18 protein-coding genes are annotated in these 17,833 nt (G+C 70.7%); 6 read left to right on the top strand and 12 right to left on the bottom strand.

Annotated elements, in window-relative coordinates:
- The first annotated feature begins 122 nt into the window (after window positions 1–122).
- The 3 genes from ACFY0K_RS18185 to ACFY0K_RS18175 are packed head-to-tail and all read left to right on the top strand — an operon-like array spanning window position 123 to window position 3,678.
- Window positions 123–647 (top strand): PadR family transcriptional regulator, encoded by a 525-nt coding sequence (locus ACFY0K_RS18185; protein ID WP_093499339.1) that lies wholly within the window; start codon window positions 123–125, stop codon window positions 645–647.
- On the top strand, window positions 644–1,333 hold the full coding sequence (locus tag ACFY0K_RS18180) for an ABC transporter ATP-binding protein (RefSeq protein WP_351959521.1): 690 nt from the start codon (window positions 644–646) through the stop codon (window positions 1,331–1,333). The genes ACFY0K_RS18185 and ACFY0K_RS18180 overlap by 4 nt, the downstream gene beginning before the upstream one ends.
- The gene (locus tag ACFY0K_RS18175; RefSeq protein WP_390640685.1) at window positions 1,330–3,678 is read left to right on the top strand and encodes an ABC transporter permease; all 2,349 of its coding nucleotides are present in this window, start codon (window positions 1,330–1,332) and stop codon (window positions 3,676–3,678) included. Before ACFY0K_RS18180 ends, ACFY0K_RS18175 begins: the two co-directional genes overlap by 4 nt.
- Window positions 3,679–3,684: 6 nt before the next feature.
- Here the strand turns inward: ACFY0K_RS18175 and ACFY0K_RS18170 are convergent, their stop codons facing one another.
- Entirely contained in the window at window positions 3,685–4,677 is a 993-nt protein-coding gene (locus ACFY0K_RS18170) for a LysR substrate-binding domain-containing protein (RefSeq protein WP_390640684.1), read from the bottom strand.
- A gap of 136 nt (window positions 4,678–4,813) precedes the next feature.
- Between ACFY0K_RS18170 and ACFY0K_RS18165 the strand changes: the two genes are divergently transcribed.
- Together ACFY0K_RS18165 and ACFY0K_RS18160 are read left to right on the top strand one after the other, a co-directional pair.
- Window positions 4,814–5,365: a peroxiredoxin gene (locus ACFY0K_RS18165; protein ID WP_093499343.1), complete on the top strand. Its 552-nt coding sequence runs from the start codon at window positions 4,814–4,816 to the stop codon at window positions 5,363–5,365.
- A 4-nt stretch (window positions 5,366–5,369) separates the two neighbouring features.
- Window positions 5,370–5,909, top strand: coding sequence for an alkyl hydroperoxide reductase (locus ACFY0K_RS18160; RefSeq protein WP_351959580.1), 540 nt, complete (start codon window positions 5,370–5,372; stop codon window positions 5,907–5,909).
- Window positions 5,910–6,012: 103 nt separating this feature from the next.
- Here ACFY0K_RS18160 and ACFY0K_RS18155 read toward each other — a convergent pair whose 3' ends face one another.
- The 5 genes from ACFY0K_RS18155 to ACFY0K_RS18135 form a co-directional block, all read right to left on the bottom strand.
- The gene (locus ACFY0K_RS18155) at window positions 6,013–7,449 is read right to left on the bottom strand and encodes an AI-2E family transporter (protein WP_390640683.1); all 1,437 of its coding nucleotides are present in this window, start codon (window positions 7,447–7,449) and stop codon (window positions 6,013–6,015) included.
- Window positions 7,450–7,565: 116 nt separating this feature from the next.
- Complete coding sequence (locus ACFY0K_RS18150; protein WP_390640682.1) at window positions 7,566–8,252, bottom strand: transglycosylase SLT domain-containing protein; 687 nt, start codon at window positions 8,250–8,252, stop codon at window positions 7,566–7,568.
- A 425-nt stretch (window positions 8,253–8,677) separates the two neighbouring features.
- Window positions 8,678–10,003: a PhoH family protein gene (locus ACFY0K_RS18145; RefSeq protein WP_351959517.1), complete on the bottom strand. Its 1,326-nt coding sequence runs from the start codon at window positions 10,001–10,003 to the stop codon at window positions 8,678–8,680.
- 410 nt (window positions 10,004–10,413) lie between these two features.
- The gene (locus ACFY0K_RS18140; RefSeq protein WP_390640681.1) at window positions 10,414–11,187 is read right to left on the bottom strand and encodes an isoprenyl transferase; all 774 of its coding nucleotides are present in this window, start codon (window positions 11,185–11,187) and stop codon (window positions 10,414–10,416) included.
- Window positions 11,188–12,054: 867 nt separating this feature from the next.
- Window positions 12,055–12,855, bottom strand: a complete 801-nt coding sequence (locus ACFY0K_RS18135) for a class I SAM-dependent methyltransferase (RefSeq protein WP_390640680.1) — start codon at window positions 12,853–12,855, stop codon at window positions 12,055–12,057.
- A 51-nt stretch (window positions 12,856–12,906) separates the two neighbouring features.
- On the opposite strand from ACFY0K_RS18135, the gene ACFY0K_RS18130 reads away from it, so the two are divergent.
- Window positions 12,907–13,407, top strand: a complete 501-nt coding sequence (locus ACFY0K_RS18130; protein ID WP_390640679.1) for a DinB family protein — start codon at window positions 12,907–12,909, stop codon at window positions 13,405–13,407.
- Window positions 13,408–13,434: 27 nt separating this feature from the next.
- Here ACFY0K_RS18130 and ACFY0K_RS18125 read toward each other — a convergent pair whose 3' ends face one another.
- From ACFY0K_RS18125 to ACFY0K_RS18100, 6 genes are read right to left on the bottom strand one after another with little or no spacing between them, the layout of a single operon-like run.
- Entirely contained in the window at window positions 13,435–13,914 is a 480-nt protein-coding gene (locus tag ACFY0K_RS18125) for a GNAT family N-acetyltransferase (RefSeq protein ID WP_390640678.1), read from the bottom strand.
- Between the two features lie 57 nt (window positions 13,915–13,971).
- A complete protein-coding gene (locus ACFY0K_RS18120) occupies window positions 13,972–14,850 on the bottom strand; it encodes an LLM class flavin-dependent oxidoreductase (RefSeq protein WP_390640677.1) in 879 nt (292 codons plus the stop codon).
- A gap of 56 nt (window positions 14,851–14,906) precedes the next feature.
- Window positions 14,907–15,569: a hypothetical protein gene (locus ACFY0K_RS18115; RefSeq protein WP_390640676.1), complete on the bottom strand. Its 663-nt coding sequence runs from the start codon at window positions 15,567–15,569 to the stop codon at window positions 14,907–14,909.
- A gap of 1 nt (window position 15,570) precedes the next feature.
- Window positions 15,571–16,194 (bottom strand): hypothetical protein, encoded by a 624-nt coding sequence (locus ACFY0K_RS18110; protein ID WP_390640675.1) that lies wholly within the window; start codon window positions 16,192–16,194, stop codon window positions 15,571–15,573.
- On the bottom strand, window positions 16,191–17,429 hold the full coding sequence (locus tag ACFY0K_RS18105) for a hypothetical protein (protein ID WP_390640674.1): 1,239 nt from the start codon (window positions 17,427–17,429) through the stop codon (window positions 16,191–16,193). The genes ACFY0K_RS18110 and ACFY0K_RS18105 overlap by 4 nt, the downstream gene beginning before the upstream one ends.
- Window positions 17,426–17,737: a hypothetical protein gene (locus ACFY0K_RS18100; RefSeq protein ID WP_390640673.1), complete on the bottom strand. Its 312-nt coding sequence runs from the start codon at window positions 17,735–17,737 to the stop codon at window positions 17,426–17,428. The genes ACFY0K_RS18105 and ACFY0K_RS18100 overlap by 4 nt, the downstream gene beginning before the upstream one ends.
- Between the last annotated feature and the right edge of the window lie 96 nt (window positions 17,738–17,833).

Below are 17,833 nucleotides of genomic sequence, written 5' to 3'. Positions count from 1 at the left end.
GTGACACCGCGCTGTCGCAGAACCGTGACATTCGGCCCTCACCTGCGGCTCCGTACAGCGGGCCATGATCTGCACACGGCGCGTATACACGCGGCGTATACACCGTGTGTAGAGTCCTTCCCATGTCCATCGGTCACACCCTCCTGGGGCTCCTGGAGTCCGGCCCGCGCCACGGTTACGACCTGAAGCGGGCCTTCGACGAGAAGTTCGGTCACGACCGGCCGCTCCACTACGGCCAGGTCTATTCGACGATGTCCCGGCTGCTGAAGAACGGCCTCGTGGAAGTCGACGGCATCGAGGCCGGCGGCGGACCCGAGCGCAAGCGGTACGCCATCACCGACGCCGGGGTCACCGACGTCGAGCAGTGGCTGGCGACCCCCGAGAAGCCGGCGGAGTACCTCCAGTCGACCCTGTACACCAAGGTCGTGCTCGCGCTGCTGACGCACCGCAACGCCGGCGACATCCTCGACAGCCAGCGTTCCGAGCACCTGCGCAGCATGCGCATCCTCACCGACCGCAAGCGCCACGGCGACCTCGCGGACCAGCTCGTCTGCGACCACGCCCTGTTCCACCTGGAGGCCGACCTGCGCTGGCTGGAACTGACCGCGGCCCGGCTCGACAAGCTCCGTGCGGAGGTGACCAGGTGAACGCCCCCGCCGGTTCGCTGCTCACGGCCGAGAACCTCCGCAAGGCGTACGGCCCGACCGTCGCCCTCGACGGGGCCGAGTTCTCCATACACCCGGGCGAGGTCGTCGCCGTGATGGGGCCGTCCGGCTCCGGCAAGTCGACGCTGCTGCACTGCCTCGCCGGGATCGTGCCGCCCGACTCCGGGTCGATCATGTACGCCGGCCGCGAGATGGCCACCATGAACGACACCGAGCGCAGCGCGCTGCGGCGCAGCGAGTTCGGGTTCGTCTTCCAGTTCGGCCAGCTGGTGCCCGAGCTGACCTGCGTGGAGAACGTCGCGCTGCCGCTGCGGCTGAACGGCACCTCCCGCAAGGAGGCCCAGCGGACCGCGCTGGGCTGGATGGAGAAGCTGGAGGTCGACGACCTCGCGAAGAAGCGTCCGGGCGAGGTCTCCGGCGGTCAGGGGCAGCGCGTCGCGGTGGCCCGCTCGCTGGTGACCGGGCCGCGGGTGCTGTTCGCCGACGAGCCGACCGGCGCGCTCGACTCGCTCAACGGCGAGCGGGTGATGGAGCTGCTGACGGACGCCGCGCGCTCCACCAACGCGGCCGTCGTCCTGGTCACGCACGAGGCGCGGGTGGCCGCCTACTCCGACCGCGAGATCGTCGTACGGGACGGGAAGTCCCGGGACATGGAGCGGGCGGTATGAATGTCCGGCAGTGGTCCAGGGATCTGGCCATGGGGGTCCGGTTCGCCTTCGGAGGCGGCCGCGAGGGCTGGTTCCGGGCCGCGATGACGGCCGTGGGCGTGGGCCTGGGGGTGGCGCTGCTGCTGCTCACCACGGCCGTCCCGAGCGCGCTGGCCGTGCGCCACCAGCGCGATGTGGCGCGGGCGGACTACACGTACGTCTTCGGCCACTCCCTGAAGCGCGGCGAGAAGACGTTCGTCATCGCGGACATCGACACCCCCTACCGAGGCGCCGACATCCGCGGCCGGCTGATCCAGCGCGAGGGCGCGAAGGCGCCGGTGCCGCCCGGGCTGACCGAGTACCCGGCGGCCGGCGAGATGGCCGTGTCGCCCGCGCTGAAGCGGCTGCTGGACTCCCCCGACGGCGCGCTGCTGCGGGCCCGGCTGCCGTACCGGGTCACCGCCACCATCGCGGAGAGCGGGCTGACCGGCTCCCAGGAGCTCGCCTACTACGCGGGCTCCGCCGACCTCGCCGCGCACATCCACCCGCCGGACGTGGCCCGGATCGACCACTTCGGCAGCCCCCGGTCCCCGGACGCGGAGTCCGACCCGGTCCTCACCCTGCTCGTGCTCGTGGTGTTCACGGTGCTGCTGATGCCGGTCGCCGTGTTCGTCGCGGCCGCCGTCCGCTTCGGCGGCGAGCGCCGCGACCGGCGGCTGGCCGCGCTGCGACTGGTCGGCTCCGACGGCCGGATGGTACGGCGGATCGCGGCCGGCGAGGCGATGGCCGGCGCGCTGCTCGGACTCGTCATCGGCGCCGGCTTCTTCCTGCTCGGCCGTCAGCTCGCGGGCAGCATCGAGGTGTTCGGCATCAGCGTGTTCCCGAGCTATCTCAACCCCTCCCCCGCGCTGGCCCTGCTGGTGGCGGTGGCCGTCCCGGCGGCGGCCGTGCTGGTGACCCTGTTCGCGCTGCGCGGGGTGGTCATCGAGCCGCTCGGCGTGGTGCGCACGGCCAAGCCCGCCCGCCGCCGGCTGTGGTGGCGGCTGCTGCTCCCGGTGGCCGGCCTGGCGGCGCTCTACCCGATGATCGGGCAGGGCCGCGGCGACGGCGACTTCAACCAGTACCTGGTGACCGGCGGCGTCCTGCTCCTCCTGGTCGGCATCACGGCGCTGCTGCCGTGGGTCGTGGAGACGGTCGTCGGCCGGCTCGGCCGGGGCGCGGTGGCCTGGCAACTGGCCGTCCGGCGGCTGCAGCTGAGCAGCGGCACGGCGGCCCGCATGGTCAACGGCATCGCGGTGGCGGTGGCCGGTGCGATCGCGCTCCAGATGGTCTTCGCCGGTGTCGAGGCGGACTACACCAAGACGACCACCAACGACCTCAACCGCGCGCAGATGTCGGTCCAGGTACCGTCCGGCGTCTCGGTGCCCGACGTGGCCCGGGCCATGACCGCCACCCAGGGCGTGCGGAAGGTGGTCGCGATCGCCGACGGCCAGGTCGGCGACCTGAAGAAGGACCCGGCGCAGACCGCCCAGGTGAGCGTGGGCAGTTGCGCCTCGCTGCGGGAGGTCGCGGCCCTGCCGTCCTGTCACGACGGCGACGTCTTCGTGGTGAAGGGGTCCGACAGCGACTCCGAAACGGCGAAGCTGCTGGCGGCCGGCGAGAAGCACGGCCGGACGCTCTACCTCGACCCCGCCTACAGCGGTGACGACGACGGCCCCGCGAGCCGCTGGACGGTGCCGGCCGAGCTGAAGCAGGCGCAGACCCGCGAGGACCCCACCGGCTACGAGCGCGGCGGCTTCCTGCTCACCCCGGGTGCGCTGCCGCACGGCGCCAGCACCGCGGTGCAGGGCGTGGTCTACCTGTCCGTCGACCCGGCGGTGCCCGACGCCAACGAGCACGTGATCAACACGGCGGTCGGGATCGACCCGCTGATGCACGCGGAGGCGCTCACCCGGTTCGAGCGGAACAACCAGTTCGAGTCCATCCGCACCGGGCTGTTCGTCGGCGCGGCCGCCGTCCTGGCACTGATCGGCGCGAGCCTGCTGGTCGGCCAGGTGGAGCAGCTGCGCGAGCGCAAGAAGCTGCTGTCGGCCCTGGTCGCCTTCGGCACCCGGCGCCGCACCCTGAGCCTGTCGGTGCTGTGGCAGACGGCGATCCCGGTCGGGCTCGGCCTGCTGCTGGCCGGCGTGGTGGGGCTGACGCTCGGCTCGGCGCTGCTGAAGATGGTCGGCTCCACGGTGCGCGTGGACTGGCCGGGCGTGCTGGCGATGACCGGTTTCGGCGCGGCGGTCGTCCTGGCGGTGACCCTGCTCAGCATGCCGCCGCTGCTGCGGCTGATGCGCCCGGACGGCCTGCGCACCGAGTAGCCGCCGTCAGGAATCGGCGCCGAGGACCCGGACGGGCAGCGGCCGCAGCGCCTCGCGCAACGCGGCCGCCAGCTCCCGGTGCTCGGCGCCGCGCGCTGCCCCGGCGCGTGCCGCGAGGGCGACCCGGCGGCTCGGCGCGGGCTCCGCGAAGGAGCCGGTGCGGAGCTGGTCGCTGCGGCTGGTCTCGACCCTGACGGCGGTGTGCGGCAGCAGGGTGCAGCCGAGTCCGCCGGCGACCAGTTGGACGAGGGTGGCGAGCCCGGCGGCCGTGGTGGTCACCGCGACGTCCTCGCGGCCCGCCTCCCGGCAGATGTCCAGGGCCTGGTCGCGCAGGCAGTGCCCCTCGTCCAGGAGCAGCAGGTTCAGCTCCTTGAGCGCCTCGCGGGCGATGCCGGTGCGGCCGCCGAGCGGATGCCCGAGGGGCGTGACGAGCACGAAGTCCTCGTCGAACAGCGGGAGTTCGACGACCCCGGGGATGCCCAGGGGGACCGCGAGCAGCAGCAGGTCGAGCCGGCCGGCGGCGAGCCCGTCCAGGAGGCTGGCGGTCTGCTCCTCGTGGACCTGGAGGTCGAGGTCCGGATAGCGCTCGTGGACCAGTGCGAGGACGGTCGGCAGCAGGTACGGCGCGACGGTGGGGATCACCCCGAGCCGCAGCGCGCCGGTGAACGGCGCCCGCACCGCCTCCGCCTCCGCCAGCAGCGCCTGCACGCCGTCCAGCACCTCCCTCGCCCGTACGGCGAGCCGTGCGCCGGCCGGCGACAGCAGCACCTTGCGGGTGGTCCGTTCGAGCAGCGTGACGCCGAGCGTCTCCTCGAGGGCCGCGACGGCTCCCGAGAGCGCGGGCTGGCTCATGCCTATCGCGGCCGCCGCGTCCCGGAAGTGCAGGTGCTCGGCGACGGCGGCGAAGGCGCGCAGCTGCGCGAGACTGGGCTGCCGCCGCCTGCCGCCGGCACCGGCCCCGCCCCCGGTACCGCTCCCCAGGGAATTACCCACAGCCACTGATAGCCACCTCCGATCAACCCGACCGAGTGTAGCTATTTCAGGAATCAATGCACCTTGTGCCACGATCGGCGGCGTCCAACCCATCGGAGCCGACCCCGCGATCCGGGGTGGCTCCGCGCTGCAAGGAGAGCGTGTGCTCACTGTCGGTGACAAGTTCCCCGAGTTCGAACTGACCGCCTGCGTCTCGCTGGAGAAGGGGAAGGAGTTCGAGACGATCACCCACAAGACCTACCAGGGTTGGAAGGTGGTCTTCGCGTGGCCCAAGGACTTCACCTTCGTGTGCCCCACCGAGATCGCCGCGTTCGGCAAGCTGAACGAGGAGTTCGCCGACCGCGACGCGCAGATCCTCGGCTTCTCCGGTGACTCCGAGTTCGTCCACCACGCCTGGCGCAAGGACCACGACGACCTGCGCGAGCTGCCGTTCCCGATGATGGCCGACTCGAAGCACGAGCTGATGCGCGACCTCGGCATCGAGGGCGAGGACGGCTTCGCCAAGCGCGCGGTGTTCATCGTCGACCAGAACGACGAGATCCAGTTCTCCATGGTGACCGCGGGCTCGGTGGGCCGTAACCCCAAGGAGGTCCTGCGGGTCCTCGACGCGCTCCAGACCGACGAGCTCTGCCCGTGCAACTGGAGCAAGGGCGAGGACACCCTCGACCCGGTCGCGCTCCTCGCGGGTGAGTGACCCCGTGTCCCTCGACAACCTCAAGTCCCGTGTCCCGGACTACGCCAAGGACCTGAAGCTCAACCTGGGTTCGGTGATCGGCAACTCGGAGCTGCCGGCCCAGCAGCTGTGGGGCACGGTCCTGGCGACCGCCATCGCCGCCCGCTCCCCGATCGTGCTGCGCGAGCTGGCGCCGGAGGCGAGGGCGAACCTCACGCCCGAGGCGTACACGGCGGCCAAGGCCGCGGCCGCGGTGATGGCGATGAACAACGTCTTCTACCGCACCCGCCACCTGCTCTCCGACCACGAGTACGGCACCCTGCGCGCGGGGCTGCGGATGAACGTCATCGGCAACCCCGGCGTCGACAAGGTGGACTTCGAGCTGTGGTCGTTCGCGGTGTCCGCGGTCAACGGCTGCGGGATGTGCCTGGACTCCCACGAGCAGGTGCTGCGCAAGGCCGGGGTCGGCCGTGAGGTGATCCAGGAGGCGTTCAAGATCGCTTCGGTGGTCCAGGCGGTCGGCTCCGCCCTGGAAGCCGAGGCCGTGCTGGCCGAGTTCGAGTAGGCGACGTCGCCCTGTGGACCCCGCTCACCTCTTGTGGGCGGGGTCCTCCGCATCCCTGGGGGCTGCGCCCCCGGACCCCCCTTCGGCCTGAACGGCCTCGTCCTCAAGCGCCGGACGGGCTGATGTGTGGCTGGTCGCCATCGTCGGGTGCCGGACGGGCTGGATTGTGTGGCCCATGGCTGTCGTCGGGCACCGGACGAGCTGGATCGTGTGGCTGATCGCCGTCGTCGAGGACCGGACGGGCCGGATCATGTGGCCGGTCGGCATCGCCGGGCTCGGTGGCCTCGTAGCGTTCGTGCGAGTAGTGGTGCAGATAGCTGACCACCGTGTTCGTCACCGCCACCAGCGGTACCGCCACGACCGCGCCGCCGATGCCCGCCACCATGCCGCCCGCCGCGACCGTGAGGACCACCGCGAGGGGGTGGACCCGGACCGCGCGGCCGAGGATGAACGGCTGCAGGATGTGGCCCTCGATCTGCTGGACCGCGAGGACGACGGCCAGGGTCATGACCGCGGTGAAGACGCCCTGGGTGACCAGCGCCACGATCACCGCCAGGGCGCCGGAGGCGACGGCGCCGACGAGCGGGATGAACGAGAACAGGAAGATGAAGACGGCCAGCGGCACGGCCATCGGGACGTCCAGGAAGTAGATGCCGATGCCGATGAAGATGGCGTCGATGAGGGCGACCAGGACCGTGCCCCGGACGTAGGCCGTGAGTGTGCGCCAGGCCCGCGGACCGGCGCCGGCCACCCCCTCGCGGGCGGCGGACGGCACGAGCTTCAGGAACCACTGCCAGATGCGCGCGCCGTCGTACAGCAGGAAGAGCGTGGAGAAGAAGACCAGCAGGATGCCGGTCAGGGCCTCCACGATCACCTGGACGCCCTCCAGACCGAACGAGGTGATCTGGTCGGTGTTGGCGCCGATCGCCTCGCGGAGGTTCTTGGCGATCTGGTTGATCTGTTTGTCGGTGACGTGGAAGGGACTCTTCAGCAGCCAGTTGCGCAGGTCGTCGATGCCGTTCTGGACCTGGCTGGAGAGCGTGTCGACGTTCTCCATGACCTGCCAGGTCACGAACCAGCCCATCAGGCCGATCACCACGAAGCCGGAGATGGCGGTGAGCGCGGTGGCCGGGCCGCGGGGCATGCCGTAGCGGCACAGCCGGGCCACCGTCGGCTGGAGCAGCGCGGTGATCAGCAGCGCGATGACGAAGGCGAACACGACGAGTTGGACGGCGCTGATGACGCGCATCAGGATCCAGACCGTGCCGGCCAGCACCAGCAGCCGCCAGCCGGCCTCGGCGGCGACCCGGACGCCCCACGGGATGGCCGTCACCGGGTCGGGACGCGGCACCGGCTTCCGGACGGGCGCGGGGGCCGGCGGGTCCGGGGCGGGTGCGGGTGCCGGCACGGACACGGCCGGAGCGGGCGGCTCCGGCTCGGCGTGCTCCCGCTCCACCTCTGCCCGGCGCTCGTCCAACCGCTCGCCCATCTCGGTCAGTCCGGCACCGATACGGCCGAGCCACTCAGGCACGCGCGACATGATCCGCCCTTTCCCCACCACTCCCCCCTGGAGTCGTCCGCAACGACCGTACAGGGCAACAGCCCCTCCCCCTAGGACGGGGAGGGGCTGTGGAAGGTTGAGAGAGGCCGGTGCCTCTAATACCAGTGGTTCGCCTGCCAGAACGACCAAGCCTGGCAAGGGCTGCCGTACCGGGAGTTCATGTAGTTGAGGCCCCACTTGATCTGCGTGGCCGGGTTGGTCTGCCAGTCGGCGCCCGCGGAGGACATCTTGGAGCCGGGCAGGGCCTGGAAGAGACCGTAGGCGCCGGAGGAGGCGTTGACCGCCTGGTAGTTCCAGCTGGACTCGTGGTCCACGATGTTGCTGAAGCACTGGTACTGGCCGCCGGCCACCATCTGCTGCGCCATCGCCTGGATCTGCGCCACGGTGTACGAGCTCTGGACCGGGAAGCTGGACGAGGAGCGGCTGGCCGTCTGCTTCGCCTCGGCGCGGGCCTTGGCCTCCTTGGCCGCCTTCTCCGCTTCGGCCTTCTTGGCCTCGGCGGTCTTGGCCGCGGCCACCCGGGCGGCCTGCTCGGCGTCCTTCTTGGCGGACGCGTCCGCCTGGATCGCCACGGCGTCGGCCTGCTGCGTCAGGGACGCGGTCTGGACCTGGGCCTGCTGACCCGCGGGCAGGTCGGCGAGGAGCGTGGTGTCGGCTGCCGTAGCCTCGGCGTCGTTGTTGGGCTGGGCAACGCTGCCCGAGGCAACACCCACGACGCTTCCGACGGCGGTGACCGCGGTGGCGGAGGCCACTGCGAATCCCCGGACCGAGATCCGGCTCACACGGTTTCCTTCCAGCATCGCCCGCTTCGGTGACCCTGGCGGACGCAATCGTGCCCCTGGCACAGGTCTCCTCACTACTGGGTCACGGGAGACGCGGGCCCGGCGGGCAGCTCCGGAAGGGAGCGCCGCGTGGTGCTCGGGCGGCATACGACGTCGCTATGGAATTAGCAGTGGTGCTTCTGTTGTTCCGTACCGCTGGGGGTACAGGTGTGTCGTATGCGGGGCCTGACAGGAATGAGACTCTGCCGTAACCCGACGCCGGGTGGCAATTCCGAGTTGCGTGTGAAAGCTCACATCCGGTTTCTCCCAGGGGATTTCAGGAAACCCCCACGCACGAAGACGCCGCCCGGCTAGGCTCGGGGCCTTTGCCGGACGGCGCCAACGGGTGGGTCGTCAGCCCAAGTTGGACACAGGGATCAGATGGTTCAGATGTGCCCGTCCTCCAGCATTTCGGTCACAAGGGCGGCGATCTGGGACCTCTCGGACCGGGTGAGGGTGACATGCGCGAACAGCGGATGCCCCTTCAGCTTCTCCACCACGGCGACCACACCGTCGTAACGGCCGACCCGCAGATTGTCCCTTTGCGCCACATCGTGGGTCAGAACGACCCGCGAATTCGCGCCGATCCGGGACAGAACGGTCAGCAGGACGTTCCGTTCCAGAGACTGGGCCTCGTCCACGATCACGAACGCGTCGTGCAGGGAGCGGCCGCGGATGTGGGTGAGCGGCAGCACCTCCAGCATCCCGCGGGCGGTGACCTCCTCGATGACCTCGCGGCTGGTGACCGCGGAGAGGGTGTCGAAGACCGCCTGCGCCCAGGGGCTCATCTTCTCCGCCTCGGAGCCCGGCAGATAGCCCAGCTCCTGTCCGCCGACCGCGTACAGCGGGCGGAAGACCATCACCTTCTGGTGCTGACGGCGCTCCAGGACCGCCTCCAGGCCCGCGCACAGCGCCAGCGCGCTCTTGCCGGTGCCGGCCCGGCCGCCCATCGACACGATCCCGACGTCCGGGTCGAGCAGCAGGTCCAGCGCGATGCGCTGCTCGGCGCTGCGGCCCTTGATGCCGAACGCCTCGCGGTCGCCGCGCACCAGGCGGATGTTGCCCTCCGCGGTCACCCGGCCGAGCGCCTTGCCGCGCTCCGACTGGATGGTCAGGCCGGTGTGCACGGGGAGGTCGGAGGCCTCCGGGACGTACACGTGCCCTTCCTCGAAGAGGATGTCCACCTGCTCGCCGGGCAGGGTCAGTTCGGACATTCCGGTCCAGCCGGAGGAGTCCGTGATGGCGAGTTCGGCGCGGTACTCCTCGGCGAGGAGTCCGACCGACGACGCCTTGATCCTGAGCGGCAGGTCCTTCGAGACGACGGTGACGTCGTACCCCTCGGCCTGCAGGTTGCGGGCCACCGCGAGGATGCGGGAGTCGTTGTCCCCCAGGCGGTAGCCGCTCGGCAGCACGCTGGGGTCCGAGTGGTTGAGCTCGACACGGATGGTGCCGCCGAGGTCCCCGATCGGGATGGGGGCATCGAGGCGGCCGTGCCGGACCCGGTAGTCGTCGAGCAGGCGCAGCGCCTGCCGGGCGAAGTAACCGAGTTCGGGATGGTGCCGCTTGGCCTCCAGTTCCGTGACCACGACGATCGGGAGCACTACCTCGTGCTCCTCGAAGCGGGTCATGGCGTTCGGGTCGGCCAGCAGGACGCTGGTGTCGAGAACATAGGTGCGCCGGTCGGACTTGCGGCGCGCTGTGCTGGTCACCACGGAAGGACGTACCCCCTCGGATGAGGTCGGGGAGCGACGAGAGCGAGCTGGACCGGTTGACGGCCACCCTGCACGGGCCGAAAACCGGCCCCCCGCTGCTTCTTCCGTGCCGTGACCGCACGGTCGGGCTGGTGCAAAGGGCCTCCCGGGTGGACGGCCCCGAGCCGCCCACTGAGATCCGATGCCCGGGGTTCGGGCGTCGACCTGTCTGGCTTATGCCCTCGAACATGCGCCGCCATGCCACGGTCCGCAACGACGCGCAGGTGAACTCCGTGTTACTCGCGCCCCAATATGGGTGATTTACGCCTCATGGGTGACGTGCGGTCATCCACCGTGACGACGTGGTCATGCAGCGTGGCGCAGATGCCCGGGGGCCCTATGCCGTTTTGACGTCCGCCGTCAGGGTGACGTCACCCGCCGTAGCGGCGGTGCCGGGCCGCGTAGTCACGCATGGCACGCAGGAAGTCGACCTTGCGGAACGCGGGCCAGAAGACCTCGCAGAAGTAGTACTCGGAGTGGGCGGTCTGCCAGAGCATGAATCCGGACAGCCGCTGCTCGCCGCTGGTGCGGATCACCAGGTCCGGGTCGGGCTGGGCGCCGGTGTAGAGGTGACGGCCGATCATCTCGACGTCGACGGAGTCGGCGAGGTCCTCCATCGCGACGCCCTTGTCGTGGGCGTCCAGGATCATCGAGCGGACGGCGTCGGCGATCTCCTGGCGGCCGCCGTAGCCGATGGCGACGTTCACCAGTATTCCGTCGACGTGCGCGGTGGCCTCCTCGGCCTCCTTCAGCGCGCTCTGCATCGGGGCGGGCAGCAGGTCGGGCGTGCCGACGTGGTGGACGCGCCAGCGCCCGTCGGCGGCGAGGGTGCGGACGACGTCCTCGATGATGCCGAGAAGCGGGACCAGTTCCTCCTTGGCGCGGTCGAAGTTGTCGGTCGACAGCAGCCACAGGGTGACGACCTCGACCTCTGTCTCGGAGCACCAGCCGAGGAACTCCTCGATCTTCTCCGCGCCGGCACGGTGACCGTGCACCGTGCTGGATCCCGCGGCCTTCGCCCAGCGCCGGTTGCCGTCCATGATGACGCCGATGTGCTTGGGCACCTGAGCGTGGTCCAGGTGACCTTCCACCCGGCGCGCGTAGAGCCTGACGAGCAGGCCGCGCAGCTTGTCGCGCAGGTTCACGTGAAGTCCGCCCCTCGTGATTCGGATGCGGGGGGTCCGCCCGCCGAAGCCTACCCCGCGGGGAGTTGGGGGAGGCGCGGCAGGGAAGTCGCCCCGTGGGGGTGGGGGTTCCGGTCGCGCGCGGCCGCGGTCCGGTCGTGGCTGGTCGCGCAGTTCCCCCGGCCCCTTCGGGGCGCGGCCCCGAGGCCCCCTGAGAAGCGGGTGAAAAAAACGGGCCGGTCCGTGGGGGGGAGACGGACCGGCCCGAGGGGGGGCTTCCACCATAACCCTTCGTAAGTGATGCTGCGTGCATCAGCGCGCATCAACTACTCTCCGGAGTCGTCCGGCGACGCCCCGGTGGGCCTGAAACGCTGGATTCGAGAGTCCCGCATGGCCGATTCGCAGCGGAATCCCAGGAAAAAGTAGCCACTTACGGGGAGATCAAGAGGGTTTGAGCCGTCTTATGGACACCTCGGCGAGTTGTTCGCCCATCCCCCCGACGGGCTACCCCGGGTGCGAACAGGGGCTTGACGGGAACGACTGGGGCGTCGCGGCACCGCGCAGCCCCCTCCACTGCGCGGTACCGCCCGCGCAGCTTTGCTCACGCGAATTGCCTTGGTCTGAACTTACGTGAGCCGATCGGGTGATACGAAACGAAAAAGGTAACGATGTGAGAACGCTGTGAAAATGAGAGGTGAACAGAAAGGCTCATCCTTCACCTATGCGTAGATCTGTGACACGGGGCACCACTTGACCACATCAGTGATCGACGTCCCGTAATGCCCCGCCTTGATCGTTTCGCCCTCCGTCCGTCCCAGGCGGGTGTCCCGAACCCTGGACGGCTGTTCTTGGCCATTCTTCGCCGCCTGGCATTCCAAGGCCGGTGGATCACGCCTGAAACGCCGGTCTGCGGACGTCGAAGAGGTGCCGGGAGCTGTGCGCGACGAAGGGTCCTTCCGTCTCGATCCGGCGGTGCAGGGCGCGTAGTTGGGGCTCGTGCGCCTCGACCGTGAAGCCCGGGACCATCCACACGACCTTCCGCAGGAAGTGCACGACGGCCGCGATGTCGTGGAACTCCACCCGCAGCCGCTCCGCCCGCAGACCGACCACCTCCAGCCCGGCCGCCTCCGCCGCGGCGCGCTCGGTGTCGGGGCGGCGGCCGCCGCGCACGGCCTCCGGCTGCGGGCCGAGGAAGAACTCGACGAGCTCGAAGACGCTGGCCGGCCCGACGTGCTGCGCGAAGTACGTGCCGCCCGGGCGCAGCACCCGCGCGATCTCGGCCCAGTCGGCCCGCACCGGATGCCTGCTGAGCACCAGGTCGAAGGTCCCGTCGGCGAACGGCAGCGGGGCGTCCTCGGGCGAGGCCACGACCACCACCCCGCGGGCGCCCAGCAGTGCGCTCGCCTCGGGGACGTTCGGCGGCCAGCCCTCGGTGGCGGCGAGCAGCCCGGGCCGGTGGGGGGCGGCCGTACCGAGGGCGAAGTCGAACACCTCGCCGCCGCCGGTCTGGATGTCGAGCGCCGCCGTGGCGCGGGCCAGCCGCCCGCCGGCCGAACGGGCGTACCCCCAGGACGGCCGCGCCTCGGTTGCCCGCCCCTCGAACCAGGAGAAGTCCCACCCCTCGGTCGGCACGGCGGCGCCCTCCGCGACGAGGTCCTCGAAGGTGCGGTGCGTCCGCTGCTCTGCCATGCCCGCAGCATCGCAGCGGACTGTCGGTCCCCGCTGCTAATTTCACCGGGCATGACGACCGACGACACGTACACAGCCGGTGAGAAGGAAACCCTGCACACGAGCCTGGACCGGCACCGGGACGCCGTCCTGTGGAAACTGCAGGGCCTGGACGACGAACAGCTGCGGCGCCCGATGACGCCGTCGGGCACGAACCTGCTGGGGCTGGTGAAGCACCTGGCGTCGGTGGAGTACGGCTGGTTCGTCGCGTCCTTCGGCGCCGAGGTCGAGCCGCTGTGGTTCGACCCCTACACGGACGACGACCTGTCCGTCGGCCCCGGTGAGACCACCCAGCAGATCATCGACTTCTACGGCCGCGCCCGCGCCGCGTCCGACGCCGTGATCACCGGACGCCCGCTGGACGCGCCGGGCCGCCCGGACTGGCGGGACCACGAGGTCTCGCTCCGCTGGGTCCTTGTCCACATGATCGAGGAGACGGCGCGGCACGCCGGGCACATGGACATCGTGCGGGAGCTGATCGACGGGGCGACAGGGGACCATCCGCGTACCTGAGCCACAGGCAGCTCGCCGCGGGGGCGGTCAGGGAGCCCCCGCGGCAGGGTCGCGCAGGACCAGCAGCACGAATCCCTCATCCACGGCGTGCTCCGCCCCCTCGTACGGCACGAAGCCGCTCTTCTCCAGGAGCCGTACGGAGGCCCGGTTCCCGGCGAACGGGTCGGCGAACAGCGGGCGTACCGTCTCCTCCCGGAGGAAGAGGGCGAGGGCGCGGCTGCCGATGCCTCTCCCCCAGTAGGCACGCTCGAGCCAGTACCCGGTGAACCGGCGCTCGCCCTCCCACCAGGCGACGATGTTCCCCACGACCGCCCCGTCCGCGACGACGGTCCGCACCCGGCCGCTCGGATTCCCGAGCACCCGCTCTCTCCAGTGCCTCAGGAAGGCCTCCCGCGGCCGGGGCGTGAACCTCGACCGCCGGGCGGCCTCCGGGTCGTGCTCGTACGCGAGGAACAGTTCGAGGTCGTCGTCCTGCACGGGCCGCAGCCGAACGTCGTTGGTCGTCATAGCGGCGAGAGTGGCACCCGCCACTGACACCGCCGGCCGGCCTGCTCCGGGGGACCGCTACGGCACCAGCGGCCGGACCTCCTCCGCGGTGAACCGTACGAAGCCCTCGGGGTCGGGTTCGTCCGCCGTCGGCTGGAGGACCACGGTGTCGGCGCCGGCCTCCGCGAGCCGCCGCACGGCCTTGGCGACGGCGCCCGCGTCGCCGGCGACACCGAGGCCGGGGACGGACTCCAGCCCGTCCGCGACGAGTTCGGCACGGAGCCGGGCGGGGGCGTCCGGCCCGGTGGCGGTCAGCAGGTACGCCACAACCCTGTGCGGCTCGTCCGCCCCGCGCCCCGCGGCCAGCCGCCCCTCCTCGATGAGCCGCACGGCCCGGCGCACCCCGTCGGGAGATGTGGCGGAGGTGAGCACGGTCCCGTCGGCGGCGGCACCGGACAGCCGGAGGGTACGGGGACCCTCGGCGCCGGCGAGGACCTCGACGGGGCCGGCGGGCGGCCAGTCGAGCGCGACGTCGTCGAGCCGCACGTACCGCCCGCCCACCGTGACCCGCTCCCCGCGCAGCAGCGCGCGCAGGGCGTCGAGATGCTCGCGCAGCAGGGTCAGCGGGGAGTCCGCGCGGGCGCCGACCTGGCCCATCCAGTCCTGCACGCCGTGGCCGACGCCGACGATCGCGCGCCCCGGGAACATCCGGTGCAGCGCGGCGACCTCCATCGCGGTGACGGCGACGTTCCGCAACGGCACCGGCAACAGCCCGACCCCGACCCGCACCCGCTCCGACCACGCGAGCGCGGCCCCGGCCGCGGAGATCCCACCCTCCCGGAAGCAGTCCTCCCACAACCACAACTCCTCGAGCCCCACCCCCTCAGCCACACGAACCACGTCCCGCAACCGCTCGGGGGGAAGCTGGGGGCGGAAGACTGCGCCGAGTGATGTCATGGGGGAGGTATTACCCGGGGGTGGAGCCGCGGCAACTCCCTCAGTCACCGGATCGTTCACCCGGTCACCGAGTCCGCGTCCGCGTCCGGCAGCCGTACTCCGGCACGGCGGGCGCGTGCGAGGGCGGCCGGACCTGCACCCTGGGGGTCGGCCACCCCTCGCTTGTTCATCGGGCGCTGCTGGACCACGTGGAAGCGACGGGGACCGGGGGCCGCGATGACGGCGGCGAAGCGGGGGTCTCCGGCGAACCACACCTCCCTGATCTGCTGGGCCTTCGCTGTGGCGTAGCCACGTCCCAGGCGCCGTCTCCACCACATGGACCGAATGTGCACCTTCAAGATCATCGGCAGCTTCTCGTCCTGGCGCTCCGGGTTGGGGAAGCTGAGCCAGACGTCCCCAGCGGTGGCTCCTACGATCTTTCCGATCCCGTTTTCCGGCTCCTCGAACACCTGCCAGGGGTAGGCGCGCAGCAGCCGCCGCGTGTGGAAAGCCCAGGAGATGTAGGACGGCTGGAGAAGCGTCCGATAGAACGAGTAGAGCAGAGGAACGAAAAAGAACCACAACGTCCAGGTCATCGACATGGTGACGTACCAGGCCAGCGCCCCCAGCCACGTGGCGGGCCACAGGAGCTGGCCCGAGAACGCACAGGTGACCAGTTTTGCCCAGGCCCGGCGGGTCGCCGGATCGTCCCAGGCCACGGAGTGATGCACAGGGGGCATGTCAGTCCTTGTCGGCTGCATCGTCGGACACTTCCGGAAGCGGGTCTTCGAAGCTGACCGTGACGGCGATGCCCCTGAGCAGATCGCGGTAGTGCTGGGCGTGGTCGACCGCCGTTGTGGCCAGTGAGAGGATCGCGATGCGTCGGCCGTCGAGACCCGGTACGTATGCCGTGACCTGGAGCAGCCCGCCCGGAGCGCCGAGTCCCAGTTCGGGCGGCTCCTTCAGACGTGTCTGGACGAGCGAGGCGGGACCGCACGGCAGGTCCAGCATTTCGATGTGCTCGGCACCCTCCGCACCGACGGCCGCCCGGCCCGCGAGGACACTGCGCGGAGCCCAGCCGGTGTCCCGCCCGGCAAGCGTGAAGAGAGAAAGCAACGGTCCGCCGTCTCCCTCGTCGTCCACGTGAAGACCGAGGCAACAGTGCACCGCACCAGCTTCCAGGAGCAGTTGGGCCAGTCGGAGCACCGGACCGAGGCCGACCAGCGGACCGTCCGTCTGTGCCGCACCACGCGCCGCCGCCAACTCATGGAGCGGAAGCGGTACGAAGCCCGGGGGCAGCGCGAACCAGACATCGGCGTCCTTGCTTCGGGCCGAGTCGTCGATCGTGTAGGCGGCACCGCTCATGACGCTTCTCCCGCACCACGGAGCAGGAAGTGGAGCGCACCCACTGTCGCCGGAACATCGACGGCCAGAGTTCTCGGTCCGTCGAGAAGGTTGCTGACTGTCTTGGCCGTGCCGTTGTCCAGGGCACCGGCAAGGCTGCTCGCTACGCCGTACACGGCCGTGCCGGCCCCCAGGATGGTCGCCGGACCGTCGACTTTTTCGACGATCGGTGCCAGCCGTCCGCCGAGCACGCGGGGATGCGAGAGCAGGCTGACCGCTCCCTCGGCCGCCGCGGCCTCCGTCCGAATCGAGACACCCACTGTCCTGATCGAGGTCCCCGCCCTGACTCCGACCTTGGCGATCTTCTGCCCGAGGGTCAACACGCCTTCGGCCTCACCGACCTGTCCTGCTGTGGCGGCAAGCAGTTCGGGGGCCTTCATGGCTCCCTTGGCCACCGCCCCCAACCCCGGCAGCATCCCCAGGAAATCCCCCGCGACGCCCAGTAGGTTTCCCCAGAAGTCGATGTCCAGCTCGCCCTTGGTGAAGCCGTCCTGCAGTGATGACAGGACTTCGGGGTCGCTGACGCGCAGGCCGAAGGCCGCTCCGCTGAGCAGGCCCGCGGCCAGGAACAGCATCCAGGGGGCGACGGCCGTGAGGCCCAGCAGCGCGATCACGCCCAGCACGGCGGCGCACGCGCTGAGGATGTCGGGGAGGTTGTCGCCCAGCCAGTCGGTGAACTCGTCCCACGCGCCGGGCTCGTGCGGCGCCAGCCTGTGCGTGGCGTCGCCGATGTGCCGGGCCCGCCTGCGCGCGGTCTCCTCGTGCTCGCCGGCGAGAGCCCGGGCACGCTTCAGCACGTCGTCCAGGTCTCCCTGTGCCGTGTGCAGGGCCCCGTGGCCCCGGGCCCGCTGCAAGGCCTCGCGGGCCTCCTTGGCCTCGCCGTCGAGCTTCCTCGCGCGCCGCTGGAACTCCTCCAGCTCCGCGCCCCAGAGATCGAGTTGCCTGGCCGCCCTGTCGACGGAGTGGGCGCCGTTCCTGAGGTTGAGCGGCAGTGGGCCGCCTTCCAGTTGCGCACGGAAGGCGACAGCCGCGTCCCCCTCCCAGTAGCTGCCGTTCATCAGTTTCGTGACCTTGGCGTGCGCCTTCTCCATCTCCCTGGCGCAGTCGGACAGCCTGCGGTGGATGTCCCGCACCAGTTCGGGGCGACCGGGCGCCGGGTCGAAGCCGAGATGGGGGTAGGGGCCCGCGACCGTCATGTGCCCCCGCCCCTGTTCCGCGCCTTCTCCAGCGCCTTCTCCAGGGCGACGTCCACCTCGTGGAAGTCATCCTTCGCCTTCTTCGTGATGTCCGTGAGGTCCCCGATCTGCTCGGCGATCTCCTTCGCCCCGTAGCGCCACTCCTCCTGGAAGCGGTCACAGGCCTTGTCCAGGCCGTCCGTACCGAGGCCGCCGGCACCCGGTCCGCGCAACGCCTTCTGCAGGGCGGCGAACGACTCCTGCGCCCTCTTCAGGTCCTTGAAGAACCTGTCCAGCTCGGTGCCGTCGATCTTCAGCCGGTCAGCCATGTGCGTTCCTCTTGCCGGGCAGGGGATTCACCGGGGGACTCCAGGTTCCAGGCGGGGGCCAGTGGTCTCTTGTCCCGCTCAACGATCTCCGCGTGT

Origin of the sequence: Streptomyces sp. NPDC001507 (genome assembly GCF_042894765.1) — a bacterium.
In the GTDB taxonomy this organism is placed as follows: Bacteria; Actinomycetota; Actinomycetes; order Streptomycetales; family Streptomycetaceae; genus Streptomyces.
Note: the sequence above shows the minus strand (reverse complement) of the source record. Positions and strands in the feature narration are given on the sequence as shown.

What these genes read in the sequence shown, in the direction of transcription:
- ACFY0K_RS18185 (WP_093499339.1), top strand. Translation starts at nt 123, where the DNA reads ATGTCCATCGGTCACACCCTCCTGGGGCTCCTGGAGTCCGGCCCGCGC.
- ACFY0K_RS18175 (WP_390640685.1), top strand. Translation starts at nt 1,330, where the DNA reads ATGAATGTCCGGCAGTGGTCCAGGGATCTGGCCATGGGGGTCCGGTTC.
- ACFY0K_RS18155 (WP_390640683.1), bottom strand. Translation starts at nt 7,449, where the DNA reads ATGTCGCGCGTGCCTGAGTGGCTCGGCCGTATCGGTGCCGGACTGACC.
- ACFY0K_RS18135 (WP_390640680.1), bottom strand. Translation starts at nt 12,855, where the DNA reads ATGGCAGAGCAGCGGACGCACCGCACCTTCGAGGACCTCGTCGCGGAG.
- ACFY0K_RS18130 (WP_390640679.1), top strand. Translation starts at nt 12,907, where the DNA reads ATGACGACCGACGACACGTACACAGCCGGTGAGAAGGAAACCCTGCAC.
- ACFY0K_RS18125 (WP_390640678.1), bottom strand. Translation starts at nt 13,914, where the DNA reads ATGACGACCAACGACGTTCGGCTGCGGCCCGTGCAGGACGACGACCTC.
- ACFY0K_RS18120 (WP_390640677.1), bottom strand. Translation starts at nt 14,850, where the DNA reads ATGACATCACTCGGCGCAGTCTTCCGCCCCCAGCTTCCCCCCGAGCGG.
- ACFY0K_RS18115 (WP_390640676.1), bottom strand. Translation starts at nt 15,569, where the DNA reads ATGCCCCCTGTGCATCACTCCGTGGCCTGGGACGATCCGGCGACCCGC.
- ACFY0K_RS18110 (WP_390640675.1), bottom strand. Translation starts at nt 16,194, where the DNA reads ATGAGCGGTGCCGCCTACACGATCGACGACTCGGCCCGAAGCAAGGAC.
- ACFY0K_RS18105 (WP_390640674.1), bottom strand. Translation starts at nt 17,429, where the DNA reads ATGACGGTCGCGGGCCCCTACCCCCATCTCGGCTTCGACCCGGCGCCC.
- ACFY0K_RS18100 (WP_390640673.1), bottom strand. Translation starts at nt 17,737, where the DNA reads ATGGCTGACCGGCTGAAGATCGACGGCACCGAGCTGGACAGGTTCTTC.